Origin of the sequence: Fretibacter rubidus (assembly GCF_041429785.1) — a bacterium.
Taxonomy (GTDB): domain Bacteria; phylum Pseudomonadota; class Alphaproteobacteria; order Caulobacterales; family Maricaulaceae; genus Fretibacter; species Fretibacter rubidus.
The window spans coordinates 79998-100545 of record NZ_CP163423.1; the positions used below are offsets into that span (position 1 = coordinate 79998).

At 50.6% G+C, this 20548-nt stretch carries 18 protein-coding genes; 9 read left to right on the forward strand and 9 right to left on the reverse strand.

Annotated features, from left to right (window positions below; translation table 11 throughout):
• Positions 1-72 precede the first annotated feature (72 nt).
• Positions 73-288 carry a hypothetical protein gene (locus AB6B37_RS00320; RefSeq protein WP_371396901.1) on the reverse strand — a complete coding sequence of 72 codons (216 nt, stop codon included), beginning with the start codon at positions 286-288 and terminating at the stop codon, positions 73-75.
• Between the two features lie 78 nt (positions 289-366).
• Positions 367-1797 (reverse strand): glycosyltransferase family 2 protein, encoded by a 1431-nt coding sequence (locus AB6B37_RS00325; protein ID WP_371396902.1) that lies wholly within the window; start codon positions 1795-1797, stop codon positions 367-369.
• A gap of 318 nt (positions 1798-2115) precedes the next feature.
• On the opposite strand from AB6B37_RS00325, the gene AB6B37_RS00330 reads away from it, so the two are divergent.
• Positions 2116-5556, forward strand: a complete 3441-nt coding sequence (locus tag AB6B37_RS00330; RefSeq protein WP_371396903.1) for a TonB-dependent receptor domain-containing protein — start codon at positions 2116-2118, stop codon at positions 5554-5556.
• Between the two features lie 131 nt (positions 5557-5687).
• Positions 5688-7646 carry an alpha/beta hydrolase family protein gene (locus AB6B37_RS00335; RefSeq protein ID WP_371396904.1) on the forward strand — a complete coding sequence of 653 codons (1959 nt, stop codon included), beginning with the start codon at positions 5688-5690 and terminating at the stop codon, positions 7644-7646.
• A 60-nt stretch (positions 7647-7706) separates the two neighbouring features.
• On the opposite strand, the gene AB6B37_RS00340 is transcribed toward AB6B37_RS00335, so the two are convergent.
• The 3 genes from AB6B37_RS00340 to AB6B37_RS00350 are packed head-to-tail and all read right to left on the reverse strand — an operon-like array spanning position 7707 to position 9948.
• Positions 7707-8129 carry an HIT domain-containing protein gene (locus AB6B37_RS00340; RefSeq protein ID WP_371396905.1) on the reverse strand — a complete coding sequence of 141 codons (423 nt, stop codon included), beginning with the start codon at positions 8127-8129 and terminating at the stop codon, positions 7707-7709.
• Positions 8126-9187: a tRNA epoxyqueuosine(34) reductase QueG gene (gene queG / locus AB6B37_RS00345; protein ID WP_371396906.1), complete on the reverse strand. Its 1062-nt coding sequence runs from the start codon at positions 9185-9187 to the stop codon at positions 8126-8128. Before queG ends, AB6B37_RS00340 begins: the two co-directional genes overlap by 4 nt.
• Before the next feature lie 47 nt (positions 9188-9234).
• On the reverse strand, positions 9235-9948 hold the full coding sequence (locus AB6B37_RS00350) for a hypothetical protein (protein WP_371396907.1): 714 nt from the start codon (positions 9946-9948) through the stop codon (positions 9235-9237).
• 114 nt (positions 9949-10062) lie between these two features.
• Between AB6B37_RS00350 and AB6B37_RS00355 the strand changes: the two genes are divergently transcribed.
• The 4 genes from AB6B37_RS00355 (at position 10063) to AB6B37_RS00370 (ending at position 14916) form a co-directional block, all read left to right on the forward strand.
• Positions 10063-11019 carry an ABC transporter ATP-binding protein gene (locus tag AB6B37_RS00355; RefSeq protein ID WP_371396908.1) on the forward strand — a complete coding sequence of 319 codons (957 nt, stop codon included), beginning with the start codon at positions 10063-10065 and terminating at the stop codon, positions 11017-11019.
• The gene (locus AB6B37_RS00360) at positions 11016-12491 is read left to right on the forward strand and encodes an ABC transporter permease (RefSeq protein WP_371396909.1); all 1476 of its coding nucleotides are present in this window, start codon (positions 11016-11018) and stop codon (positions 12489-12491) included. Before AB6B37_RS00355 ends, AB6B37_RS00360 begins: the two co-directional genes overlap by 4 nt.
• A 74-nt stretch (positions 12492-12565) precedes the next feature.
• Positions 12566-13234: a COQ9 family protein gene (locus AB6B37_RS00365; RefSeq protein WP_371396910.1), complete on the forward strand. Its 669-nt coding sequence runs from the start codon at positions 12566-12568 to the stop codon at positions 13232-13234.
• Positions 13235-13374: 140 nt separating this feature from the next.
• The gene (locus tag AB6B37_RS00370; RefSeq protein WP_371396911.1) at positions 13375-14916 is read left to right on the forward strand and encodes a hypothetical protein; all 1542 of its coding nucleotides are present in this window, start codon (positions 13375-13377) and stop codon (positions 14914-14916) included.
• Between the two features lie 20 nt (positions 14917-14936).
• Here the strand turns inward: AB6B37_RS00370 and AB6B37_RS00375 are convergent, their stop codons facing one another.
• On the reverse strand, positions 14937-16028 hold the full coding sequence (locus AB6B37_RS00375; RefSeq protein ID WP_371396912.1) for a 5-(carboxyamino)imidazole ribonucleotide synthase: 1092 nt from the start codon (positions 16026-16028) through the stop codon (positions 14937-14939).
• 1 nt (position 16029) lies between these two features.
• Positions 16030-16551 carry a 5-(carboxyamino)imidazole ribonucleotide mutase gene (gene purE / locus AB6B37_RS00380; protein WP_371396913.1) on the reverse strand — a complete coding sequence of 174 codons (522 nt, stop codon included), beginning with the start codon at positions 16549-16551 and terminating at the stop codon, positions 16030-16032.
• A 228-nt stretch (positions 16552-16779) separates the two neighbouring features.
• Between purE and AB6B37_RS00385 the strand changes: the two genes are divergently transcribed.
• Complete coding sequence (locus AB6B37_RS00385) at positions 16780-17397, forward strand: GGDEF domain-containing protein (RefSeq protein WP_371396914.1); 618 nt, start codon at positions 16780-16782, stop codon at positions 17395-17397.
• Positions 17398-17419: 22 nt separating this feature from the next.
• On the opposite strand, the gene AB6B37_RS00390 is transcribed toward AB6B37_RS00385, so the two are convergent.
• Positions 17420-17665: a YdcH family protein gene (locus AB6B37_RS00390; protein WP_371396915.1), complete on the reverse strand. Its 246-nt coding sequence runs from the start codon at positions 17663-17665 to the stop codon at positions 17420-17422.
• 146 nt (positions 17666-17811) lie between these two features.
• On the opposite strand from AB6B37_RS00390, the gene AB6B37_RS00395 reads away from it, so the two are divergent.
• Positions 17812-17979 carry a YdcH family protein gene (locus tag AB6B37_RS00395; RefSeq protein WP_371396916.1) on the forward strand — a complete coding sequence of 56 codons (168 nt, stop codon included), beginning with the start codon at positions 17812-17814 and terminating at the stop codon, positions 17977-17979.
• Between the two features lie 165 nt (positions 17980-18144).
• Positions 18145-18966: an SDR family NAD(P)-dependent oxidoreductase gene (locus AB6B37_RS00400; RefSeq protein WP_371396917.1), complete on the forward strand. Its 822-nt coding sequence runs from the start codon at positions 18145-18147 to the stop codon at positions 18964-18966.
• A 3-nt stretch (positions 18967-18969) separates the two neighbouring features.
• On the opposite strand, the gene AB6B37_RS00405 is transcribed toward AB6B37_RS00400, so the two are convergent.
• A complete protein-coding gene (locus AB6B37_RS00405; RefSeq protein WP_371396918.1) occupies positions 18970-20355 on the reverse strand; it encodes a hypothetical protein in 1386 nt (461 codons plus the stop codon).
• Positions 20356-20548: the final 193 nt, after the last annotated feature.

Consider the following 20548-nt stretch of genomic DNA (forward strand, 5'->3'; position numbering starts at 1 on the left):
ACGTCTGCCTAATGTCCCGCTATGACGGCGCTATCCTCTATGGGGTGGCGCCGTCATGCCATTTAAATACGTCTAGCGTCCGCCGGTTTCAAACCCAAGGAGGTTCATTAAATGGACAAGCAGCATGAAACCCGTCGCGATACAGCCTAGAGCAATGATCATCCACGGGACCATGCGCGGTTTTAGCTTATCATGTTTGGCGAAATTTCGCTGAAACGCAACAATGCCGAGCCCTGCAACCAAGACAAGCGCAATCAGCGTATTGGTAAAATGTTGGTCTGCAAACATAGGTGACTAATTAAGACACGCCATCTTGATTGCAAGTCTTGCACTTTCAAAAAGATGCTCGAGTGCTTTGTTTGTGTCTTATTCTGCGGGGCGCATATGCGTCATACCATGGGATGTTTTGCGCCAGTGGAACGGGCGGAGGATTAAATCTGTCACAGCCATCCAGCTGGGGACAATTAAAACAAACCAATAAAGCGGCATGAACGGCACAGCCCATAGTAATTGCCGTTTGCCAGCCTTGCAAACACCAACAGCACCTATAGCTATGTTAACGCCGTAGCTAAATAAAGTAACGCCGATGATGGGCGGATAGAGTGGCGGATGTTGCCCCGTGAAAATACAGTGCAATAAGGCTCCGATAAGGGCGGCGACGATTAAGCTGTGAAACAGGCCTGATAATAGGCTCGCCCCTAGCGTTATTTGTAATGTAAATAGCTTGGCCGCCCCGCGCCGTCCGCCCGGCGCAAAGGGGGCTTTCATATGCACAATCCATGTTTGCATATAGCCTTTCATCCAACGCGCGCGTTGGTCACACCACGGGTTCCAGCAGGTCACAGCCTCTTCATCGGTTGGCATGGGAATATAACCGATTTGCCAGCCAAGAGCTGAAAGACGAAAGCTTAAATCCGCATCTTCTGTGACGTTATAACCGTCCCAACCGTTCGTGTCGGCCAAGGCTTCTGCGCGCATATGATTACTGGTCCCACCAAGTGGGAAGGGCAGGCCGAGCCGTGCTAAAAACGGGACCCAAACATGAAAGAGAGCTGCATATTCAATAGCAAATTGACGAGACAAAGCTGTCTCACTCGCATTGTAATAATCCAACGGGGCTTGCAATGCGCCCCACTGCGGATTTTTGGATAAGGCGATTGCGGCCTGTTTTAATTGTTGAGGATGGGGGTGGTCCTCTGCGTCATAAATTGTGATGATTGACCCTGTTGCGAATTGCAGGGCGTAGTTCAGGGCATTGGGCTTGGTCTTTGGGCCGCCTGGTGGGTTAATCACAGTGTGAAAAGGCGGCTTTGCAAAGGCAAGCGCTGCCTCTGTCGTGGCGCGGTCATTTGCTTCTGTAATGAGCAGGATTTGCAAGCGGTCCTGCGGGTAATCCAATTTTGACATGGCCTTTATAATCGACGGCACCATATGGGCTTCGTCTTTTAACGGGATGAGGACTGTGTAATAGGGCCAAATAGCAATTGGGTGCTCTGTCGCCCTCTGCGGTTTGCCACGCAAGCTCCAGACGCAGGCGAGGCCACGTAGCAGGCTATGACACAGTATCACTACCGTCAGAGACAAGCTCAGTATGGACAATATCGATAGCGGCGCGGCGAATAAGCTTATGACTAGAGCGGTCAATAACACCAAAACGATGATTTGTGCCCAAACGGGCCAAGCCATTGCGCGCGCGCTAAGGCGGGATGGGTCTGCACGGGGCAAAGCATTGGCAAATGATGCGGACAGTAACGCAGATTTTGTGCGTTCCGCTGCATTTTTATCACCCAAGCCCATAAGTGGCGCTCTTGCGGGCTTTAACATGGCGCTCAAACAATCCTAAATTGTAGACCCGCCTTTTGTTGGGTTGTAGACGCGGCTAGCTCGTTTTGCCCGCGGCGGGGTTTAATGCGCCCAGGGGCAAAATCTTCCGAAAAAACGGCTTTACGAAAAATGCTTTGCCTTTAGCGCAAGGCTGACTGTGACCTAAAAGACACGGTTTATTAATTATTACAGTCAGTTCACACTGTGGGTTGCTTAGTTACAGAACTGTCATTAATAGCCAGAGTCGTGATTGCTCCTGCAATAAACGAAAAATTTTCTCTGAGGGATACTATGGAAAAGCTAGACTTTAAAAAGCTGCTATTGGGCACAAGCCTATTAGTGGGCTTTAGTGCTTTTGCGGCGACGCCGACATTTGCGCAAGACACTACAATTGATGGTGAAGATTTGACTGTGCAAACAGTTGAAGAGGAAGAAGAAGAACTTTCTGGCGGCGAAGTCGTCGTTACGGGTTCACGGATTAAGCGTGACACGTTCAGCTCTCTTTCTCCGCTGCAAGTCATCGATTTTGATGAAAAGCGCGATTTGGGTATCATTGACCCTGTTACTATTCTCCAGACAACAGAATCAGCCGCGGGTCAGCAGATTGACGCGACATTCTCTGGCTTCGTTCTAGACAACGGTCCGGGTTCTGAGACAATTAACATTCGCGGCCTTGGCGCGAACCGAACATTGGTTTTGATCAATGGTCGTCGTATCGCCCCTGCTGGTGTTGAAGGCGCGCCTTCTGTGCCGTCAATCAACTTGATCCCGGGTTCACTTGTTGACCGTACAGACATCCTTCTTGAAGGTGCGTCATCTGTTTATGGTTCAGACGCGGTTGCTGGCGTGGTCAACGTCCTTTTGAAGAAAGATTTCGAAGGTTTTGACGTTACAGCGACATATAACCCAGCGCAAGATAGCGGTGGTCAGGACTATAACCTTGCCGGTTCTTGGGGTAAAAACTTTGACCGCGGCTTTATTGGCGTTGGTGCAGAGTATGATTTCCGTGACGCGATTAAGCTTGTTGACCGTGATTACCTTGGTGGTTGTGACCGTCACTACGAAGTAGACGAAAATGGCGATATCCGCACACTAGGTATTGGCGATGAAGTTGTTTTCAACGAATGGTATGGTGGGTCTATCCAGGCTGCACCATCAAGCGAATGTAAAACAGGTACAATTGCAGGCCGTATTTTTGAGCGCGGCGGTACATTTGGGTCAATTTATTACAACCCGGGCGAGTCAAACATTGGTATCCCCAATTTCGTTGACCAAAACTTGATTGTTCCTGTCGATGCTGATGGTGACGGTGTACAGGATTATGGTTTCCCTGAGTTTTCACTCAACGGTGCTGATCCGAACGAAGATTTACTTCCAGAGCAAAAGCGTATCAATTTGATGGCTTATGGTGAGTATACATTAGAAGGTGATGCAAATTTGACACCATTCTTCGAAGTTATTTATTCACGTGCTGAAACCTTTATCGACTCTGGTACATTTGGATTGGGCGTCGAAGTTGGTGCTGATAATCCATTCAACCCCTGTGGTACAAACGGATCCGATTGTGGTTCAAGCAATTTCAATTTTGACGATGCGTTCCAAGATCGTTGGAATACATATTACCGTGACCGTGACCCGAACCGTGATGGCGACAACCGTGATGCACGGGTTTGTTCAACAATCGGTGCCACGCGTGGTGCAGACGGCCAGTTTATTTTCCCAGACACTCCCGGCTTCTTTGATGGTGCGCGCTGTACGCCGTTCGCCTTTGGCTACGGGCCTGGCGATACCGTTGGCCCCCAGCAGGTTCGTCCGATTGTCGGTGTTGATGGTGACCGTACGCTCACTGATTTGACGATTGAAAATACGCGTCTTGTTGGCGGTTTCCGCGGCGATTTGCCCTTCATGAATTTCGGCGAGTTTTCCGATTGGTCATTTGAAGCGTCTTTGACACATTCAATATCCAATGGTGTTTCAAGCCGTCCAGGTATTCGTGAAGACCGTTTGTATTATGCACTTGGTAACGACCTTGTGAGTGGTCAACCTATTGCTGGTCTAGCGCCGTGTACTGCGGCACCGGGTGTTACTGTGCGGGCTGATGTCGTGGCAGGGTGTGTACCGGTGAATATGTTTGCACCATCTCTGTTTAACCTCACGAATGGTGATTTTGGAACACAAGCCGAGCGTAACTACCTCTTTGATGACCGTACATTTGACACAGAATATAAGCAGACTGTTTGGTCTGGTTTTGTATCGGGTACTGTTGCTGAAGTCCCAGCTGGTAAAATCAACGCCGTTGTCGGTTTGGAATATCAGTCTGACCAAATCTCATCAACGCCAAACGAAGTTGCCTCTGATGGCCTCTTGATTGGTTTCTTCTCCGATAGTGGTGCTCAAGGCAAAAAATTCGTCCGCTCTGCTTACGCAGAAGTTGATATTCCATTGGTCGCTGCGCAGCCTTTCTTTGAAGAGCTAGAAGTCAACCTCTCTGGTCGTATCCTAGAGGATGAGTTTTACGGCGGTGCCTCAACATACTCAGCCAAAGTCGGCTGGCGTCCATTTGAGAGCCTGTTGCTGAAAGCCAGCTACGGTACGTCATTCCGTTCACCGAACCTGCGTGAAAACTTCCTAGAGCCACAAACTGGCTTCTTGACGTTGTTTGACCCCTGTGTCGTGCCTGCGGATGCCTTTGGTCCAAACTTGTTGGATCCAAACGGTCCTGATATTTACGACCCTACATTGGATGGCCGCGAAGAAACAACGATTGCACGTTGTCAGGCTGAAGGTCTTGATCCGTTCACGCTTAACGCGGGTGGCGGCAGCAACTTCTCAACAGAAGTCGCAGCTACAGGCTCACTTGATCTTGATCCAGAAGAGTCAACATCATTTACCGCTGGTTTCTCTTTTGACCAACCGTTCACAGATGCCTTTGATCTAGAGTTTGGTGCGTCATATTATGATATTCAGGTTGAAAACTCTGTTATCAGACCGTCGGCACAGTTCATTATCAACGATTGTTATGTGAATGAGCGCGACAGCCGTAGCCCGTTCTGTGACCGTATTGGTCGTGACGCCAACAACCTTCTTGATACTGTCAACCAAGGTTTCATTAACTTGAACGAAGACCAAGTGCGCGGTATCGATTTCAATGCGCGTCTGGGTAAAGAGTTCACAATGTTCGAACGTAATTTCGAATATGATGCCAACATTCGTGCCAACCACATTTTGGAAGTGCGCAGCTTGTTCATTGGTGATGATGGTACGCCGTCAGAAGACAACAATGAAGGCGAGTTTGGTTTTGCTGAGTGGACGGGTAACCTGACACAGCGTCTAACCTATGACGACTTCTCCTTCACATGGGGCACACGTTATGTTGGCGCCGTGGAACAGGATATCGACGGCGTTGATACTTTCGCCAATGCTTTTGGTGTTGATATCGATGACAATGGCACGCCAGATGTCTTCTCTGATACTTGTGGCGGTCCGGCGGTTGGTGACGTGAACTGTCGCGACGTTGGCTTTGCGGGCGATTACTTCGTCCACAATGCTGGTATTAGCTACAATGACGATGACCAAGACTGGGGTATCACACTTGCGATGTCTAACGTCTTTGACCGTAACCCGCCAAAAGCGGATAGCTCAGAAGTCACAACCGCTGGTAACGCAGTTATTGGTCGTGGTTATGATTTCGAAGGTCGTAAGTTCTTCGTTCAGCTGCGTAAAGGCTTCTAGTCTGGCTGTAACGTTGCGCTCACGGCTTCGTGAGTGCGACAAACTGTTAAAATTAGCCCATGGCATTTGCCATGGGCTTTTTTTTGTGCTTTATCGTATATCAATAAATGAAAAACGCTTTAGGAGTTTTTATGCGTAAACTGCTTTTGTCTTGTGTCGCTGTTCTTGGAACTGTTGGTATGACCGCTCTCCCCACAACGGCTTTGGCTGTTAATGCCCCTGTTCCTATGGAATATTGGGCTGCACCCGATTTCATGAGAAATGTGTCCGTGTCCCCTGACGGCAAATATGTCGCCTTTATTAAAGCGACAAGCCAAAAAGGTGAAAACATTATTGAAGTGTTTGAGACGGCTGATTTGTCTAAAAAGCCCTACCGCGTCGGTGCCAAGAAGATGCGCCTGCGGGGCTTTCAATGGATCAGTGACGAGGAAATGATCGTCAATTTTGATCAACAGGTCAGCAAGCGTATTAAAGGCTTTAACCAAGGTGCTTTCCAGTCAAAAATCGCTCTGTTTTCGATGGATAATGAGAAATTTAAAGAACTAAGCGACGATGACTTTGTGCTGTCTGTTACGAATCCACTTGTCCATGACCCTGATCATGTTTTGATGCGCTATGCGTTTTTCGACCGTTCTAAAAGTCGTCGTGCGCCGTCCTTTTACAAATACAATGTCAAGCGTGGCACAAAGTCTCTTGTGCTAAAAGGAAATGAAGACATTGGCGGGCTGCGTTTCGATGAATATGGCAACCCACGTTTTGCGCGTAAATTTGATATGGGGTCACAAGAGTATGTTTACCTATATCGCGGACCAGAAGATAAGGATTGGAAAGAATATTTCCGCCAGCATGAGGACGACTTTGACTTGTTTCAATATGGTGGTCTTGTCGAAGGCGACGACAGCAGAATTTATGTTTTAGCCAATAACGGCCACGACAAAGTCGGTCTTTGGAAGTTTAACCTACAGACAAAATCATTCGAGAACCTTGTTTATCGCCGGAACGATGTTGATCTTGTTCGTACATTGCGCCCAGCCAATGGATGGGAAAACCCGTCTAAAGTTACAGGCGTCAATTACTACAAAGAGACCCTTCACCGGAAATTTTTTGACCCTGCCGAAGAAGCCATGGTTAATCAGTTTAAGGCTGCCTTGCCTAATGCTGGATATGTTACAATCGGCAGCATGTCGCGTGACGGTAAAACGATGATCGTTCGCAATATCAGCCCACGTGATCCTGGAACATATTATCTATATCGCGACGGTAAGGTCTCTAAATTGGGCGGTGATAACCCGTTACTTGCCCCAGAAGATTTGGCCGATGTTGAATATATTGAATATACATCGCGAGATGGTAAAAAAATATCAGGTTACTTGACGGTTCCAAATGGTCCTGGCCCGCATCCTCTTATCGTTATGCCGCATGGTGGCCCGTTCATTAATGAAATTGTAATCCATGACGATTGGGCGCAGATGCTGGCCAATAATGGCTATATGGTGCTGCAACCGCAATATCGCGGCTCCAAAGGCTATGGTCTTGAATTTTACAAAGCAGGCTTCATCAATGGCGGTGAAGGCGGCAAGAAAATGCAAGATGACAAGGATGATGGCGTGAAGCACCTGATCGCGCAGGGTAAAGTTGACCCTGATCGTGTGGCTATGTTTGGCTGGTCATATGGCGGTTATGCTGCCCTTATCGCTGCGGCGCGCACGCCTAACATCTATCAGTGTGTGATTGCTGGTGCGGCTGTTGCAGATAATAACCAACAGGTGAACTATTATCGTGACCGTATTGACGGCGCCGCTCGCATCGAGCAAGTGCCGTTTTGGGACGGCTCTATCAGCCCGATTGAGGAAGTCAGCAAGGTCAATGTGCCCATGCTTGTCATTCACGGCTCTGTCGATCAACGTGTGCCACCGCTTCACGCGAAAAAATACGTTGATGAGCTAGAGAAATACGGAAAGAACTTTGAATATGTTGAGCTTAAAGACGCCGATCACTTCTCAAACACATTGTTCTATGACCACAAAATGGCGGCCTATCCAAAAATGATGGACTTCCTTAAAAATGATTGTGGTCCTGGTGGCCTATAGGGCGCCCACGACATATTAAATATATCAAACCCCGCTTGTGAAAGCGGGGTTTTTTACGGCCTATACTGGGGTGAAGCCTTCAATGTTCTGCTCGCTTAGCTTTGCCTTCACGGCCTCAATTGACGATGGTTTATAAGCCACCATCGGCAATTTCCCCCATATCGGGCCGGGCCAAGCGGGGTCGGATTTATAGCGTACAATGTGATGAATATGTAGCTGCGGCGTCATATTTCCCAGCGCGGCGACATTTAACTTCTCTCCGTCAAACGCCGTCATAATGGCCGCAGAGAACAATTTCGATTCAGCCCAAAGCTGCGCGTGATCAACATCCGTCAAATCAATCGTATCTGAAATATCGCCGCGTTTTGGCACCATGACAAACCACGGATAAGTCGCGTCATTGATTAAAAGAACTTGGCACAGCGCAAATTCGCCCATGGGAATGCCGTCGCGTTGTAAATCGGGGTGGAGGGTAAAGCTCATGATGTTTCCTTTTTTACGGGTTTGTTTAACTGATTGCAGGCCCAGTCTGCGGCGTCTTTCACTACAGGGTCAGGGGCGTTTAAATGGGCTTTGGCTGCGGATAATAGTGACGGGTCACCGCTATTGCCAATCGCGTAAAGTACATTGCGGATAAAGCGGTCACGTCCGACACGCTTAATCGGTGAGCTTGCAAAGCGCGCGCGAAAGGCCGCGTCATCTAATGCGGCCAGCATGGCTAAATCTGGTAAGTCGGGATCGTTGGCTTTTAATTTAATCTCGGCGGATTCTTGTGCAAATTTGTTCCACGGGCAGATGGCCAAACAATCATCACAGCCGTAAATACGGTTTCCCATTTTGGCGCGTAACGCCAAATCCACGGGGCCTTTATGCTCTATGGTCAGGTAACTAATGCAGCGCCGCGCATCAATCTGATAGGGTTCTGGAAAGGCGCCCGTTGGGCAGATATCTAGGCACGCGCGGCAACTTCCGCAATTATCAATCTCGGCTATATCAGGGGTCAGCGTGGCAGCAGATAATATCACGCCTAAAAACAACCAAGATCCATAATCTCGACTAACCAAATTTGTGTGCTTGCCTTGCCACCCTAGACCCGCGGCTGCCGCCAATGGTTTTTCCATTAACGGCGCGGTATCGACGAAGACTTTGACATCGGCCTTGGTATCGCGGGCAATTAATCCGGCCAATTCTTTTAACCGGCCTTTGATGATGTCGTGATAATCGCGTCCCTTGGCATAGACTGATATCACGCCTTTGCTGGACTGCTGCAAATCAGCTAGGGGGTCATGCTCTGGCCCGTAATTCAGCCCAACGACCACAGCGGATTTGGCCTCGGGCCATAGGGATTGCGGATGGCTGCGCCGGTCTTGGGTTTCTTTCATCCACGCCATTGTTCCGTGATGACCCGCTGCAATATAAGCCGCCAACCCTTGTGCGGGCGCGTCGCCGACGTGATTTAAATCCACCACACGGGGAGGTGTAAACCCCAGCTTCGCCGCGCGTGTGATGACAGATTTCGGAAGAGGGCGCGGTGCAGTCATAAACATCTCATAAGACGAAATGACAGGTAATACCAGCGAGCAGGCGTCTATCGCCCCGCTTTCAGGACAGGCCGTATCGCATTAAAGCGCTCAAAATTTTCCCTTACATGACGGTTGTTTGGCGCCATATCAAAGGCCGTTTGATAGGCAAGCCGCGCCGCATCAAAATCAAATTGCCCTTCTAATGCCTTACCGAGCAATAGATGCCCGCGGTAGGGTTTCTCTAGCCCCCGAGCGAGTGCCGCCTGCGCAAATGCCGCTGAGGCTTTGTAATCATAACGCAATCGGGCAATTTTCGCCCGCTCAGCGAGAGGTTCAGCAAAGTCGGGATTGTCTTTTGCAAGACGCGTAAATACAGCATCGGCTGTGTCCAAATTGCCGAGACCAAAATTAATCAAGGCCCGATTGAATTCTGTCGCGATTTTGTTTTGCGCACTAAGGGCGGGATCAGCCAGAGCCGCATCGCAGACGGCTAGCCATTTCTGCTCGGCGCGAGAGAAACTTGCGAAATTTTGGCACGACTTTGCGTCTTTAGAGCTAACTTTTGTGACTTTGGTTTGAAAGTCAAAAATTGGCATCATCACAACGGTATCTTTATTGCCCAGCTTATCGGTCACGGTCCAACTCATGGCACCGTCTTGGGCGGCTTTGTCCTGAATGGCTGCTTGGCTAAGCTGTGTTTCATTGGCCGTCGATGCGCAGGATGTCAAAACAGGTAGGATAAAGCATAAAGCAACAAGATGGCGTGATAATTTTCTCATATCAAACCATACCACATCATGCGGTCTTTGGCTTATCTTAAATATCTTCGGTGATAAGGCTATGCCTGCGCCGTAAACTGACTAAAAGATAGGCTATCAACTAACAGGATTTCCATGACACCTCCCTTATCCGTCAATCACGTTTCAAAATCATTCGCAGGAAAGCAGGCTGTGGATGATGTATCTTTTACGGTAAAGCCCGGCGAGATTGTTGGGTTTTTGGGCCCTAACGGTGCGGGGAAAACGACGACCCTACGCATGGCCTTAGGGTTGGTAAAACCCGATAGCGGCCGTGTCGAGCTTTTCGGTCGCCCGCCCAGCGCGCATATCTTTGGGCGCATTGGTTTTCTGCCCGAAGAGCGCGGCCTGTATAAAAAGCAAAATGCCCGCGAAGCCATTGCGCATTTGGCGCGGCTTAACGGTATGGGAAAGCGGGATGCTTTCAAGCGCGCCGACGCCATGCTGGAGCGTTACGGTCTGGGTGATGCGCGCAAGAAAAAGAACAAAGACATGTCCAAAGGCATGGCGCAAAAAGTGCAGCTTCTAGCCGCCATTGCCCATGATCCAGAGTTTTATATCCTAGACGAGCCGTTCTCGGGCCTGGACCCTGTCAATCAGCAAGTGCTGGAGTCAATTGTCAGAGAGATTGCGGGCCAAGGCCGCACAATCATTTTTTCAACGCATGTAATGGAACATGCCGAACGGCTTTGTGACCGCATTATCCTGATGTCGGGCGGGCGCAAGGTTTTTGACGGCAGCACCGAAGCTGCGCTCAACAAAGCGCCGCGCCGTCTTGTGCTGGATTCTGATAATGACGCGCTATTGTCCACAGTGACCCCTTTTGCGGGGGAGTTTATTCGCCGTGATGACGGGGCCGTTGGCATAGTCCTTAAAGACACCGCCGAAGCCCATGACGTGCTTGAGGCCTGCGTGAATAAAGGCGTCAAGCTGAAGCGGTTTGAGCCAAAGCAGGCGAGCCTGCACGAGGCTTTCGTTGCCATGGTCGGCCAAGACGTTGTTGATACCATGGGCGATGACGCCTTTGCGGCAAACACAGGAGCAAGCACATGAGCGGCATAAGCCTTCGCCGGACGCTGCTGGTCGCGCGCCGTGATTATGTCGGATATATTAAAACGTGGGGATTTTGGCTGTCCTTTTTCATTCCCATCATCTTTGGCGGCCTTGGATTTTTATTTGGCACGGGTAACTTTGGCGATATTGAGCCCGCACGGTATGAGACAATCATTGATGATACGGGTGTAAACCGCGTCGCGATAGAGGCCCGCGCCCAAGCTAATTTTGACCGCGAGAGAGCCATAGCCTTGCGCGGCTTTGCAGGCTTTATGCTGTCTGAAGACGACATAGAGGCCATGGAGGCCATCTTAGAGGCGGACGGCGTTGATGCCGCGATGGACTTTACCAAGCGTAAAAACCCAGACATGTTTGAGCGGTTAAAACAGCCCAAGAAAAAAACGATCTTTGTTGATCCCCCCGCTGACACCGTGGAGGGGATGAAGCCCTATTTAAACGGCGAGAAAAAAATCACAGTGGACGGCGAAGCAATCACGCTAAACGGTCTTTTGCATATCCGCGATACAGACCCGATTGAGGCTGATTATTGGTCACGCCAAGTCAATGCGCGCACGGTTAAGAACCTCGCGCAACGTTATTTCCGTGACAAAGCCGAAGCCGATTATTTGGGTGAAAAAGGCCTGAGCCGCGATAGACTCGTGACAATTCGCGATACGGCTTTGCCCGTCACATTTTTTGACCCCTCTAAGGCCGTCACAGACAGTGCCGATGATCAAAAGGTTACGCGCAAAGACCGTGCGCCGTATTTAATTGCGGCGGCTATGTCTATTATACTCTGGTTCACCGTCTTTTCTGGCTCTTATATGCTTTTGACGTCCATGTTGGAAGAAAAGCTGAATAAGCTTCTTGAGATGATGCTGGCATCCACGCGGTTTTCCGAAATTATCTGGGGCAAGTTGTTGGGGGTTGCGGCGCTGACTATCACGGCGATGCTACCCTATATCGCATTGTTTGGCGTGTTTATCATTGCCCTCATCGTCTCTGGCCCGCCTGATATGGCCGAAGCGCTGACCTCGGCCTTTACGCCAAAATTGATGATATTTTTCTTTATCTTCCTTATCTTGGGTTATGTGTTTTACGGTGCCCTGTTTATTGCGCTGGGCGCTATGGCCAATAGTATGCAGGACGCGCAGACGCTGACGACGCCTATCATGTTAATCCTGACGGTCAGTGTTCTAGTCGTGCCATACGGTATAAATGCGCCCGACAGCCCGATACTGACCTTTGCGGGGTGGTTTCCTTTATCGGCCCCTTTTGCAAGCCTTGTGCGCTTGCCGTCTGACCCGCCGCTATGGGAGCTGTGTTTATCAGCGGGCTTTTTGGCGCTGCTGTCCATCGGTGTTATCTGGCTAGCGGAACGGCTGTTCCGTTACGGCGTGCTGTCGGGCGGTGGCGTAAAAGGCTTGGGCGCGTGGTTTAAACGCGCCGTGCTGCGTCAATCACCAAAATAGGCCGTCGAGACAGCTCGCAAAGAGTCGCAGCTTTTCCCCGTGACGCGCGGGCCTATCGCCCCTATATATCATCTATGTCAGACCCATCACACGATATGCGCCGCGCGATACTGGACGCGGCCCTACCCATCGCTGCCTTTGACGGCTGGACCAGCAAAACCCTGCGCGAAGCGTGCAAAGCCTGTGATTTGCCCGACGGGTCGGACGCACTTTATTTTCCTGACGGGCCGCTGGAACTTATCGGTTTTTGGGCCAGTGAATGCGACGCAGCGGTTGAAGCTTATCTAGGTGACCTTGATTTATCATCGATGAAAATTCGTGACAAAGTCACCGCCGGTGTCATTGCGCGGCTAGAAGCCATTGGCCCGCATAGCGCCGCGGCCAAACGGGCGTCTGCGCGGCTCACCTTACCTGACGCAATTGGACAAGGGCCCAAACAAATCTGGACGGCGGCCCACACTATTTGGCGCGCCATTGGTGATACCAGTACCGATTACAATTATTACTCTAAACGCACCATATTATCAGGCGTGATCGGCAGTAGCCTTATAGCTTGGCTCGGCGATAGCAGCGCGGACAAGGCGGACGCCCGCGCTTTTGTTGACGCCCGCATTGCCAATGTCATGCAGTTTGAAAAAGCTAAATGGCAGTTTAAATCAAAGACAGAAAACTGGCCAAACCCTGCGGAAATCTTAGGCGCGCTCCGTTACGGGTCAAAGCCAAAACGACGTCGCCGTGGATAACCTAGTCGCGACAATATAGCCGCGAATATGGCTGCTGATGCCGCCACTCTTTACAAGACGCCTTAAATCCATCACTATCATTCCATGATTAAATTGAAGTGAGCCACAGGTTCGCTCACTTTGTCATCGGGGCGAAAACTATGACGACACCAGCACAGGCTGCGGCCGAGGCTAAGAAATATGTGGGCTATGCCGAAAAAGGCGCGTCCAAATTATCCGAACTATCCAAAGCGGCGAATGAATTAAAAGACGCGGGCAAAACGCTTAGCGAAGTTGACGACGTGCTGACCAAGCTCGCCTTTATGTCAAAAATCGCGATTGGGCTGCAAGTGGTCTCGGTCGGCCTGTCGGTCGTGCAGGCCTTTCTGCCGATCAAAAGCAAAGAAGACCAAATCCTTGACGCCGTACAGCAAGTCGGGCGGGACGTTGCCAATCTAAAGGGCGTTGTAAACCAGCAGTTTAAAGCCATGGGCAACAAGGTTTTGGATGCAAACGCAAAGCAGACATTACAAAATCAGGTCGCCGTCATTGAAACGGCCCATTCTATTCTCAGCACCATGGCCTTTAATCGGCGAAACGGGAAAAGCACACGCTTGCAAGAAGCAGCGCTTCAAAAAATTGATTTGCTCGCGCTTCGTAAGGCGGTCGGCCAGATTGAAGACTACTGCGTTGGTACACTCTTGGCGCCAAATATTTTGCAGCTGGCTTATAATCAAAATTGGGGGAATGTGGATGAGGTCTTAAACCTCGGCACCTATCTTCTGCAATATGCGCATATGGCGGCGGCAACCCACGCGGCGGTGCAGGTCATTCATGACCGTGCCGCAAATCCAAATTTCACCGATGCGGATGCCTTTGCGACAATTGCCGCAGTCGCGGGCGACGTCCATGATCGTGGTTCTTATGAGGCCAAGTTGAAAAATATAGCGGAACAGGTTCATAAATGGGGGCAGAAATGCGTCGATGCCAAAACGCGTTATAGTTTGATTGAATCCTATTTTGGGTATTACACGGTGGTCAATAACAAGACCCTAGACGTCACGGATTTATCGGGTACGGCCACGCGACTACATAACGCTTATAAAAAGACATGGCCCATGCTGAATTTCTCCGTGATGGCCTATAAAAACCTTTCGGGTTTTAGTGAGCACGGGATGAAATATTCTGGGCCAAAGTACCGTACCAAAACCTTCTTGCACGTGACAGATAAAAACGGCGAGAAAATGAACATTGTTCTCTATATGGTCAAGCGTAAGACAAAGACGATACCGAAGCCCAAGGGATATTTAGAAGGTAACAATAAGAGTAGCCAAAACCGTATCAACGGCGTCAATACACTGTCCAGTATTCTTAATGGACATAAGCGATTTGGTATCAATTATTGGCACCAAACCAATGTCGATAATGTCTTGGACTATGCAGGGACATATGGCGCCTTTGTCAATCCGAGCCACACCACACAGTGGCATGGCGATTTTTTATGGATTGGGTGGAATGATAATGGCTGGCCCGTCGACAGTCAGAACGGAAAGCGGCTGGTTGGCCTATCGTCTGATAATCCCTTTGCATTAAAAATAGCTAAGCGCCAAAAGACCGCGAATAATGGACCCAATAATGCGTCGACGTTTTATGATGCCTATGAAGGTTATGATGTTTTGGTTATTCATGACGGCACGCATTAGTTTATGCGTGCTGTAAAACCCTAGGATTTAATGCGGTTCACATGACCCATTTTGCGGCCCGGACGCGGGTCAGTTTTGCCGTATAAATGCAGGGCCGCGCTTGGGTCTTTGGCAATCGTTTGCCAATCATTGACATCGGTGCCGACAAGGTTTGTCATCTCGACAGTATGGCGGGGGACGACATTGCCAAGCGGCCAGCCACAAATCGCGCGGATGTGAAGCTCAAACTGATCGACACATCCTGCGTCTTGTGTCCAGTGACCACTATTGTGAACACGCGGCGCGATTTCATTGACAATCAGCGAGCCGTCCTCAAGCTGGAAAAATTCTGTCGCCATAACGCCGATATAATCAAGCGCTTCTAATATTTTAATCGCGAGTTTTTGGGCTTCGCCCGTATCTCCGCGGGTGGGGGCGACACTGGTATGAAGCATGTGGTTCTTATGCACATTTTCAATCAGTGGATAGCTCGCCGTCTCGCCGTTGACACTGCGCGCCGCGACAACAGAAACCTCGCGCACAAACGGCACGAACGCTTCTAGGATTAAATCTTGGCCGCCAAGCTCTTTATAGGCGGTCTTTATAGCGCTCTCCGTTTTGACAATCGCTTGACCTTTGCCGTCATACCCAAAGCGCCGCGTTTTTAGAACTGACGGTAGTCCCAGCGACCGCGCGGCGCGGATGGCGTCAAATTCATTATTGACCGCGCGAAACCCTGTTACGGGGACGCCCGCCGTATCATGAATAAAGGTTTTTTCCGTGACACGGTCTTGGGCCACATCCAGCGCCTTGGGGCGTGGACGCACGGGACATGCGGTCGCCGCCGTACGGGCCGACATGGACGGGATGTTTTCAAATTCATAAGTAATGACATCACACCGACTGGCAAAGGCATGGACGGCTTTTAAATTATCATAGGGCGCATTCAGTTCTGCATCCGCGACTTGGGCAGCGGGGCCGCCTGCGTCTGGGCAATAGATATGCACCTTAAAGCCAAGGCGCGCAGCCGCTAGCGCCAGCATACGGCCCAATTGTCCACCGCCGAGTATCCCAATGGTGGACCCGGGCGGCAGGGGTGTAGCCCCGTGGTGGCGTGCGGCATCAGTTGTCATGCTAGTCAATATCAGGCGCGTCGGCGACACTGTCTGTTTGCGCGGCACGCCATGCCGCGAGGGCAGTTGCAACGGCGTCATCCGATAGTGCTAATATGGCCGCAGCCATTAGCCCTGCGTTCTTCGCGCCCGCTTTGCCAATGGCCAATGTTCCCACGGGGATACCGCCGGGCATTTGCGCAATCGACAGCAGGCTGTCCATGCCTGAAAGCGCTTTGCTCTCAACCGGCACGCCCAAGACGGGCAGGGCCGTCATAGCTGCCGCCATACCGGGCAGATGTGCGGCACCACCAGCGCCTGCGATAATCACGTGATAGCCCGCCTTCGCCGCGCCCTTGGCAAAATCATATAACCTATCAGGTGTGCGGTGCGCGGAAATAACCTTGACGTCATAAGCCACACCTAGCGTGTCTAGTGCGTCTGCCGCGTGAGACATCGTCGGCCAATCAGATGTCGAGCCCATAATAATCGCCACCTTGGGCGAGGGGCTTGTATTGGCATGTGCTGAATTACGGTTAGTCATGGGATCAACGAGACTTTGCTTTGGCTATGGTGAATTTCACCCTTGGAAAGCAAGAGACATTAGCCGAGTTTGTGCCCGCGTCAAAGCGTAAATATGGGCGGTATTCATCGCGCGTTGAAAGGAACTGTTAACCATAGTCACAGTCAGACGTTGGATTGCCCGTCATATTTGGCCTTTATTAAGACCCTGCATGGCAAGAGGGGGCATAAGATAAAAGGGTTTGGGTTCATGCAATCACGCGTCACAACAGTGCTACAAGACGGCGAGAAATACATCTCGGCGGACAAAGCCGTTGCAGAACGTCGTCTGCGCAATGAAAATGAACGCCTAACGCTAGAGGTTAATCGTCTGCGCTTAGAGCTGCTGGATTTGGAACGCAAAGCCGATACGGATCCGCTCGTCCCGATTTATAATCGCCGCGCTTTCATTCGTGAGGTTGACCGTGCGAAAACGGTTATGGCGCGCTATGATATTTTATCCAGCGTTATCTTTTTTGACTTGAACGGATTTAAATCCATCAATGACCAATTTGGTCATGCCATTGGGGATGAATTGTTACGCCAAGTGGGTGATGTGCTGGTCGGCGGGGTGCGTAGTTGTGACTTGGTCGCGCGCCTAGGCGGCGATGAATTTGGCGTGCTTTTGTTCAAATCCGAAGTGGCCGCCGCCAAAGCCAAAGCCGCAGCCCTCGCGTGCCGCATAAAAGACCAATGCGTCGAACTGCCAACGGGGGATATTAATGTCACGGCGGCGTGGGGTGTGGCCCCGTGCGAGGCCGAGGATACAGCAGAGCAGATTTTGGCCCGGGCTGACCGCAATATGTATGTGGCCAAACGGTCGCGTTAAAGTCATCAAGGCGATTATAGTCTTACGCAATAATGTCTGGCGTCAGCATATTTTCCAGATAGGTCACTTGGTCTTTAATCGATAACTTTATCTTTTTCATGCGTTTGATTTTCAGCATGTCAGAGACGCCATTTTCTTCCAGCGCTCTAATCTCTTTATCAATACGGCGATGTTCAGATTTAAGACGCTCGAGCAGTACAAGCAAATCGTCCTCGGACGGCTCGTCCACAAGATCATCTATATCACCCGTTATATCAGAATTATCCATCAAAGGTCCTTATCCGCATGAGCCTTTAAACAGCACCACTCTTCATATCATATGGATTACAAATAAACCATATTCAAAAGTCATGTGGGACTCGCGCGAAAACTTATGCTATGATAAATTTATCAATAACGCGAATGGAGGATCCTATGAGCGCTGCGGCCCATGTAAGAGAGTTAGAAAATAAACACGCTAAACTGGATGATAAAATCCGAACCGAGTCGAAACACCCCGCCGCTGACCCCGCGCAAATCGCAACATTGAAAAAGCAAAAGTTAATGATCAAAGATCAAATTAACGCTTTGTCTGATAACTAAGCCGCCATAGCTAGACCTTTCGGTCTGGCTTTTTTATTGGCTGCATATTTTAGACGCCTTACGGCTGTTTGTAAAAATATCTTGACGCTTGGCCCCCCACGTATGACGTTGCGGCACATTTACCGTATGCTGGCAGCGTTATCATGAGCAGCCAAGGGAGCAACTATGTCAGAAAAAGTGGTCTTGGTTACGGGCGGTGCGCGCGGCATTGGCTTTGCCTGTGTGCGGCGGTTTTATGAAGACGGCTACCGCGTGGTTATCGCAGACCGAGAGGACACCGAAGGTGCGCGCGCGCTTGATGATATTGTGGCCGATCCCTCGCGCGCGATTTACGTGCATTGCGATGTCTCTGATAAGCTAGAAGTCCATAACCTTATCGCAGAGACCGTCAGCGCCTTTGGGCGCATTGACGTGCTGATTAATAATGCGGGTATTGCCTTGCCAGGCGGGATTTTAGATCTGTCAGAGGAAGACTTTGACCGCGTCTTGGCCGTTAACCTGCGCGGTGCGTTTCTTGTCTCCAAAGCCGTGACGCGGTTTATGTTCGATGAAATTGAAAATCGCGAAGACCGATCACGCCTCACGGAACGCCCTTATTCCATTATCAATATGTCCTCTATCAATGAGGAAGTCGCCATTCCCGATTATCTGGCCTACACTGTGTCTAAGGGCGGTATGCGGCAAATGACGCGTGCTATGGCATTGGAACTTGCGCCATATGGTATTCGTGTCAATGCCATTGGCCCGGGGTCTATTAAGACCAATATGCTCGCCGGTGTTGCGGGCGATAAAGAAGCGCAAGACAAGATTTACGCCCGCACGCCGCTGGGCCGTATTGGGCAACCCGATGAGGTCGCGGGGGTCGCTGCCTTCCTCGCGTCCGAGGACGCCAGCTATATTACAGGACAAACAATCTATCCTGACGGTGGGCGATTGGCGCTGAATTACACCATGCCGCCCCGCGACGACATGATAGAAGATATTTGAGGGCTAGTTTTTACAAACGTCAAAGCTAAATTCCAGTTCTTGTTCATCATAATGATGCACCACGTCAAAACATAATCCAATCATACGCACTTTCCATGTTCCCGGTGGCAGCCCGCGGTTTATAATCACGGCATTGCGGGTCACGCAGCTTGTCTCTCCGTCAACGCAGGGACCAATGTCGCCAAAACAATAGGGGCCGACTGAATATAATTCTGATGACGGACTTCCGTCGGGCAGGCGCGGCGGGGTGCGGCCGTTCTCGTCTGTGATAACGATACCGCCAATACGGACATTCTTAAATGTCACATTATCATAGCAGTTACAGATAGAAATGCAGATTTCCTCATGGTCGTCGCCCTCCATACTATCACAAGCGCTATCACCCCATGTAATCGAGACACAGGGCTCTAATTCGGGGAGGGCGGCAGTCGTACAAGACGGCGCACTATTGCCGCAACCTTCGCAAATGGCTTGTGAAATGAGGTCAATGTAGGTTTCCTCTGCGACAGGTGCGGCGGAGAGGTCCGTTTGCGCAGCACCACCTGTTTGGTCTGCCATATCCTGATAATGGGACGCGATATCAGCTCGATTGGGAAGGCGGTTTGGGCCAATAAAATGGGTGAATAGCGTGACGCCAGCTGCGTTTGCTGCCGCGATAGCCATATCGGCCGCCGCGCGGGAGGCCGCCACAGTGCGGGCATAAACAGAGTCTAGATATTCGTCGCTGACATATAATATGGCGCGGCAATTGCCAGGCGTCCAATTGTTCAATTCGCATAAATCTTTAATGGCTTTGCCGCCTTGCTCAGACCCTAATAGGCGGTCACCGTCACTGGCAAATGGCCCACTCGCACTTGCGTTTGTTATCAAATGCTGCTCGTGGCTTTTTAGAAATAGGCTAGATGTCCATCCGCGAATATTTAGTACTCCTGATTGCGTGCCGCGATCATCGCCGTCGCAATATAGATAGGTGACAGTCGCATCCGCGCCGCAACGGTCTTTGGCGACCTCAAAGGCGCGCGGGGCAACGCGTTCAATCGTTTGGGCCGCAGCATCCATAGATCCGCTGCCATCGATTAAGACAATTAGGTCGACACCACTACTCGCGGTGCTACCGCCAGAGCCGCTGCCGCTACTTCCTGAGCACGGACAATCGCCCGCATTGCCCACAGGTGTCATAGTGTTGGCTTTGCCGTCACATTTCCAGTGCTGATAGATATTGGCTTGCTCGGCAATATAGTCGCAATAGGACGGCTCACCAGCTGGTGACGCGGTGATAGCACGCGCGGCGGGTGATTGCGCCGCTGCGTCTTTGTCTTTTGCGCCCTTTTTTGCCTTTGGCTTTGATGTTGCGTAGAAAGCTTTCGCGACGGTTTTGGGTAATTTCATGATGCGCTCCGTGATAAATGATGTTTATCCCATAGCGCGGTGTGATCGCTGGCGTCGTGACGGCTGTCACAACGACCCACTTCCCCATTTGACATGGGCTCGCGCCCCCGCTATAGCCCCGCTCATTCAGCGCAATGTCAATTTGCGCTCTGATCTGTGCGAGCCCCAAAATGATGGGATGTTGCAGACAGGG

Bases quoted from the DNA above. Each gene is read 5' to 3' on its own strand.
- AB6B37_RS00320 (WP_371396901.1), bottom strand. From the start codon at position 288: ATGTTTGCAGACCAACATTTTACCAATACGCTGATTGCGCTTGTCTTG.
- AB6B37_RS00325 (WP_371396902.1), bottom strand. From the start codon at position 1,797: ATGGGCTTGGGTGATAAAAATGCAGCGGAACGCACAAAATCTGCGTTA.
- AB6B37_RS00330 (WP_371396903.1), top strand. From the start codon at position 2,116: ATGGAAAAGCTAGACTTTAAAAAGCTGCTATTGGGCACAAGCCTATTA.
- AB6B37_RS00335 (WP_371396904.1), top strand. From the start codon at position 5,688: ATGCGTAAACTGCTTTTGTCTTGTGTCGCTGTTCTTGGAACTGTTGGT.
- AB6B37_RS00340 (WP_371396905.1), bottom strand. From the start codon at position 8,129: ATGAGCTTTACCCTCCACCCCGATTTACAACGCGACGGCATTCCCATG.
- queG (WP_371396906.1), bottom strand. From the start codon at position 9,187: ATGACTGCACCGCGCCCTCTTCCGAAATCTGTCATCACACGCGCGGCG.
- AB6B37_RS00350 (WP_371396907.1), bottom strand. From the start codon at position 9,948: ATGAGAAAATTATCACGCCATCTTGTTGCTTTATGCTTTATCCTACCT.
- AB6B37_RS00355 (WP_371396908.1), top strand. From the start codon at position 10,063: ATGACACCTCCCTTATCCGTCAATCACGTTTCAAAATCATTCGCAGGA.
- AB6B37_RS00360 (WP_371396909.1), top strand. From the start codon at position 11,016: ATGAGCGGCATAAGCCTTCGCCGGACGCTGCTGGTCGCGCGCCGTGAT.
- AB6B37_RS00365 (WP_371396910.1), top strand. From the start codon at position 12,566: ATGTCAGACCCATCACACGATATGCGCCGCGCGATACTGGACGCGGCC.
- AB6B37_RS00370 (WP_371396911.1), top strand. From the start codon at position 13,375: ATGACGACACCAGCACAGGCTGCGGCCGAGGCTAAGAAATATGTGGGC.
- AB6B37_RS00375 (WP_371396912.1), bottom strand. From the start codon at position 16,028: ATGACAACTGATGCCGCACGCCACCACGGGGCTACACCCCTGCCGCCC.
- purE (WP_371396913.1), bottom strand. From the start codon at position 16,551: ATGACTAACCGTAATTCAGCACATGCCAATACAAGCCCCTCGCCCAAG.
- AB6B37_RS00385 (WP_371396914.1), top strand. From the start codon at position 16,780: ATGCAATCACGCGTCACAACAGTGCTACAAGACGGCGAGAAATACATC.
- AB6B37_RS00390 (WP_371396915.1), bottom strand. From the start codon at position 17,665: ATGGATAATTCTGATATAACGGGTGATATAGATGATCTTGTGGACGAG.
- AB6B37_RS00395 (WP_371396916.1), top strand. From the start codon at position 17,812: ATGAGCGCTGCGGCCCATGTAAGAGAGTTAGAAAATAAACACGCTAAA.
- AB6B37_RS00400 (WP_371396917.1), top strand. From the start codon at position 18,145: ATGTCAGAAAAAGTGGTCTTGGTTACGGGCGGTGCGCGCGGCATTGGC.
- AB6B37_RS00405 (WP_371396918.1), bottom strand. From the start codon at position 20,355: ATGAAATTACCCAAAACCGTCGCGAAAGCTTTCTACGCAACATCAAAG.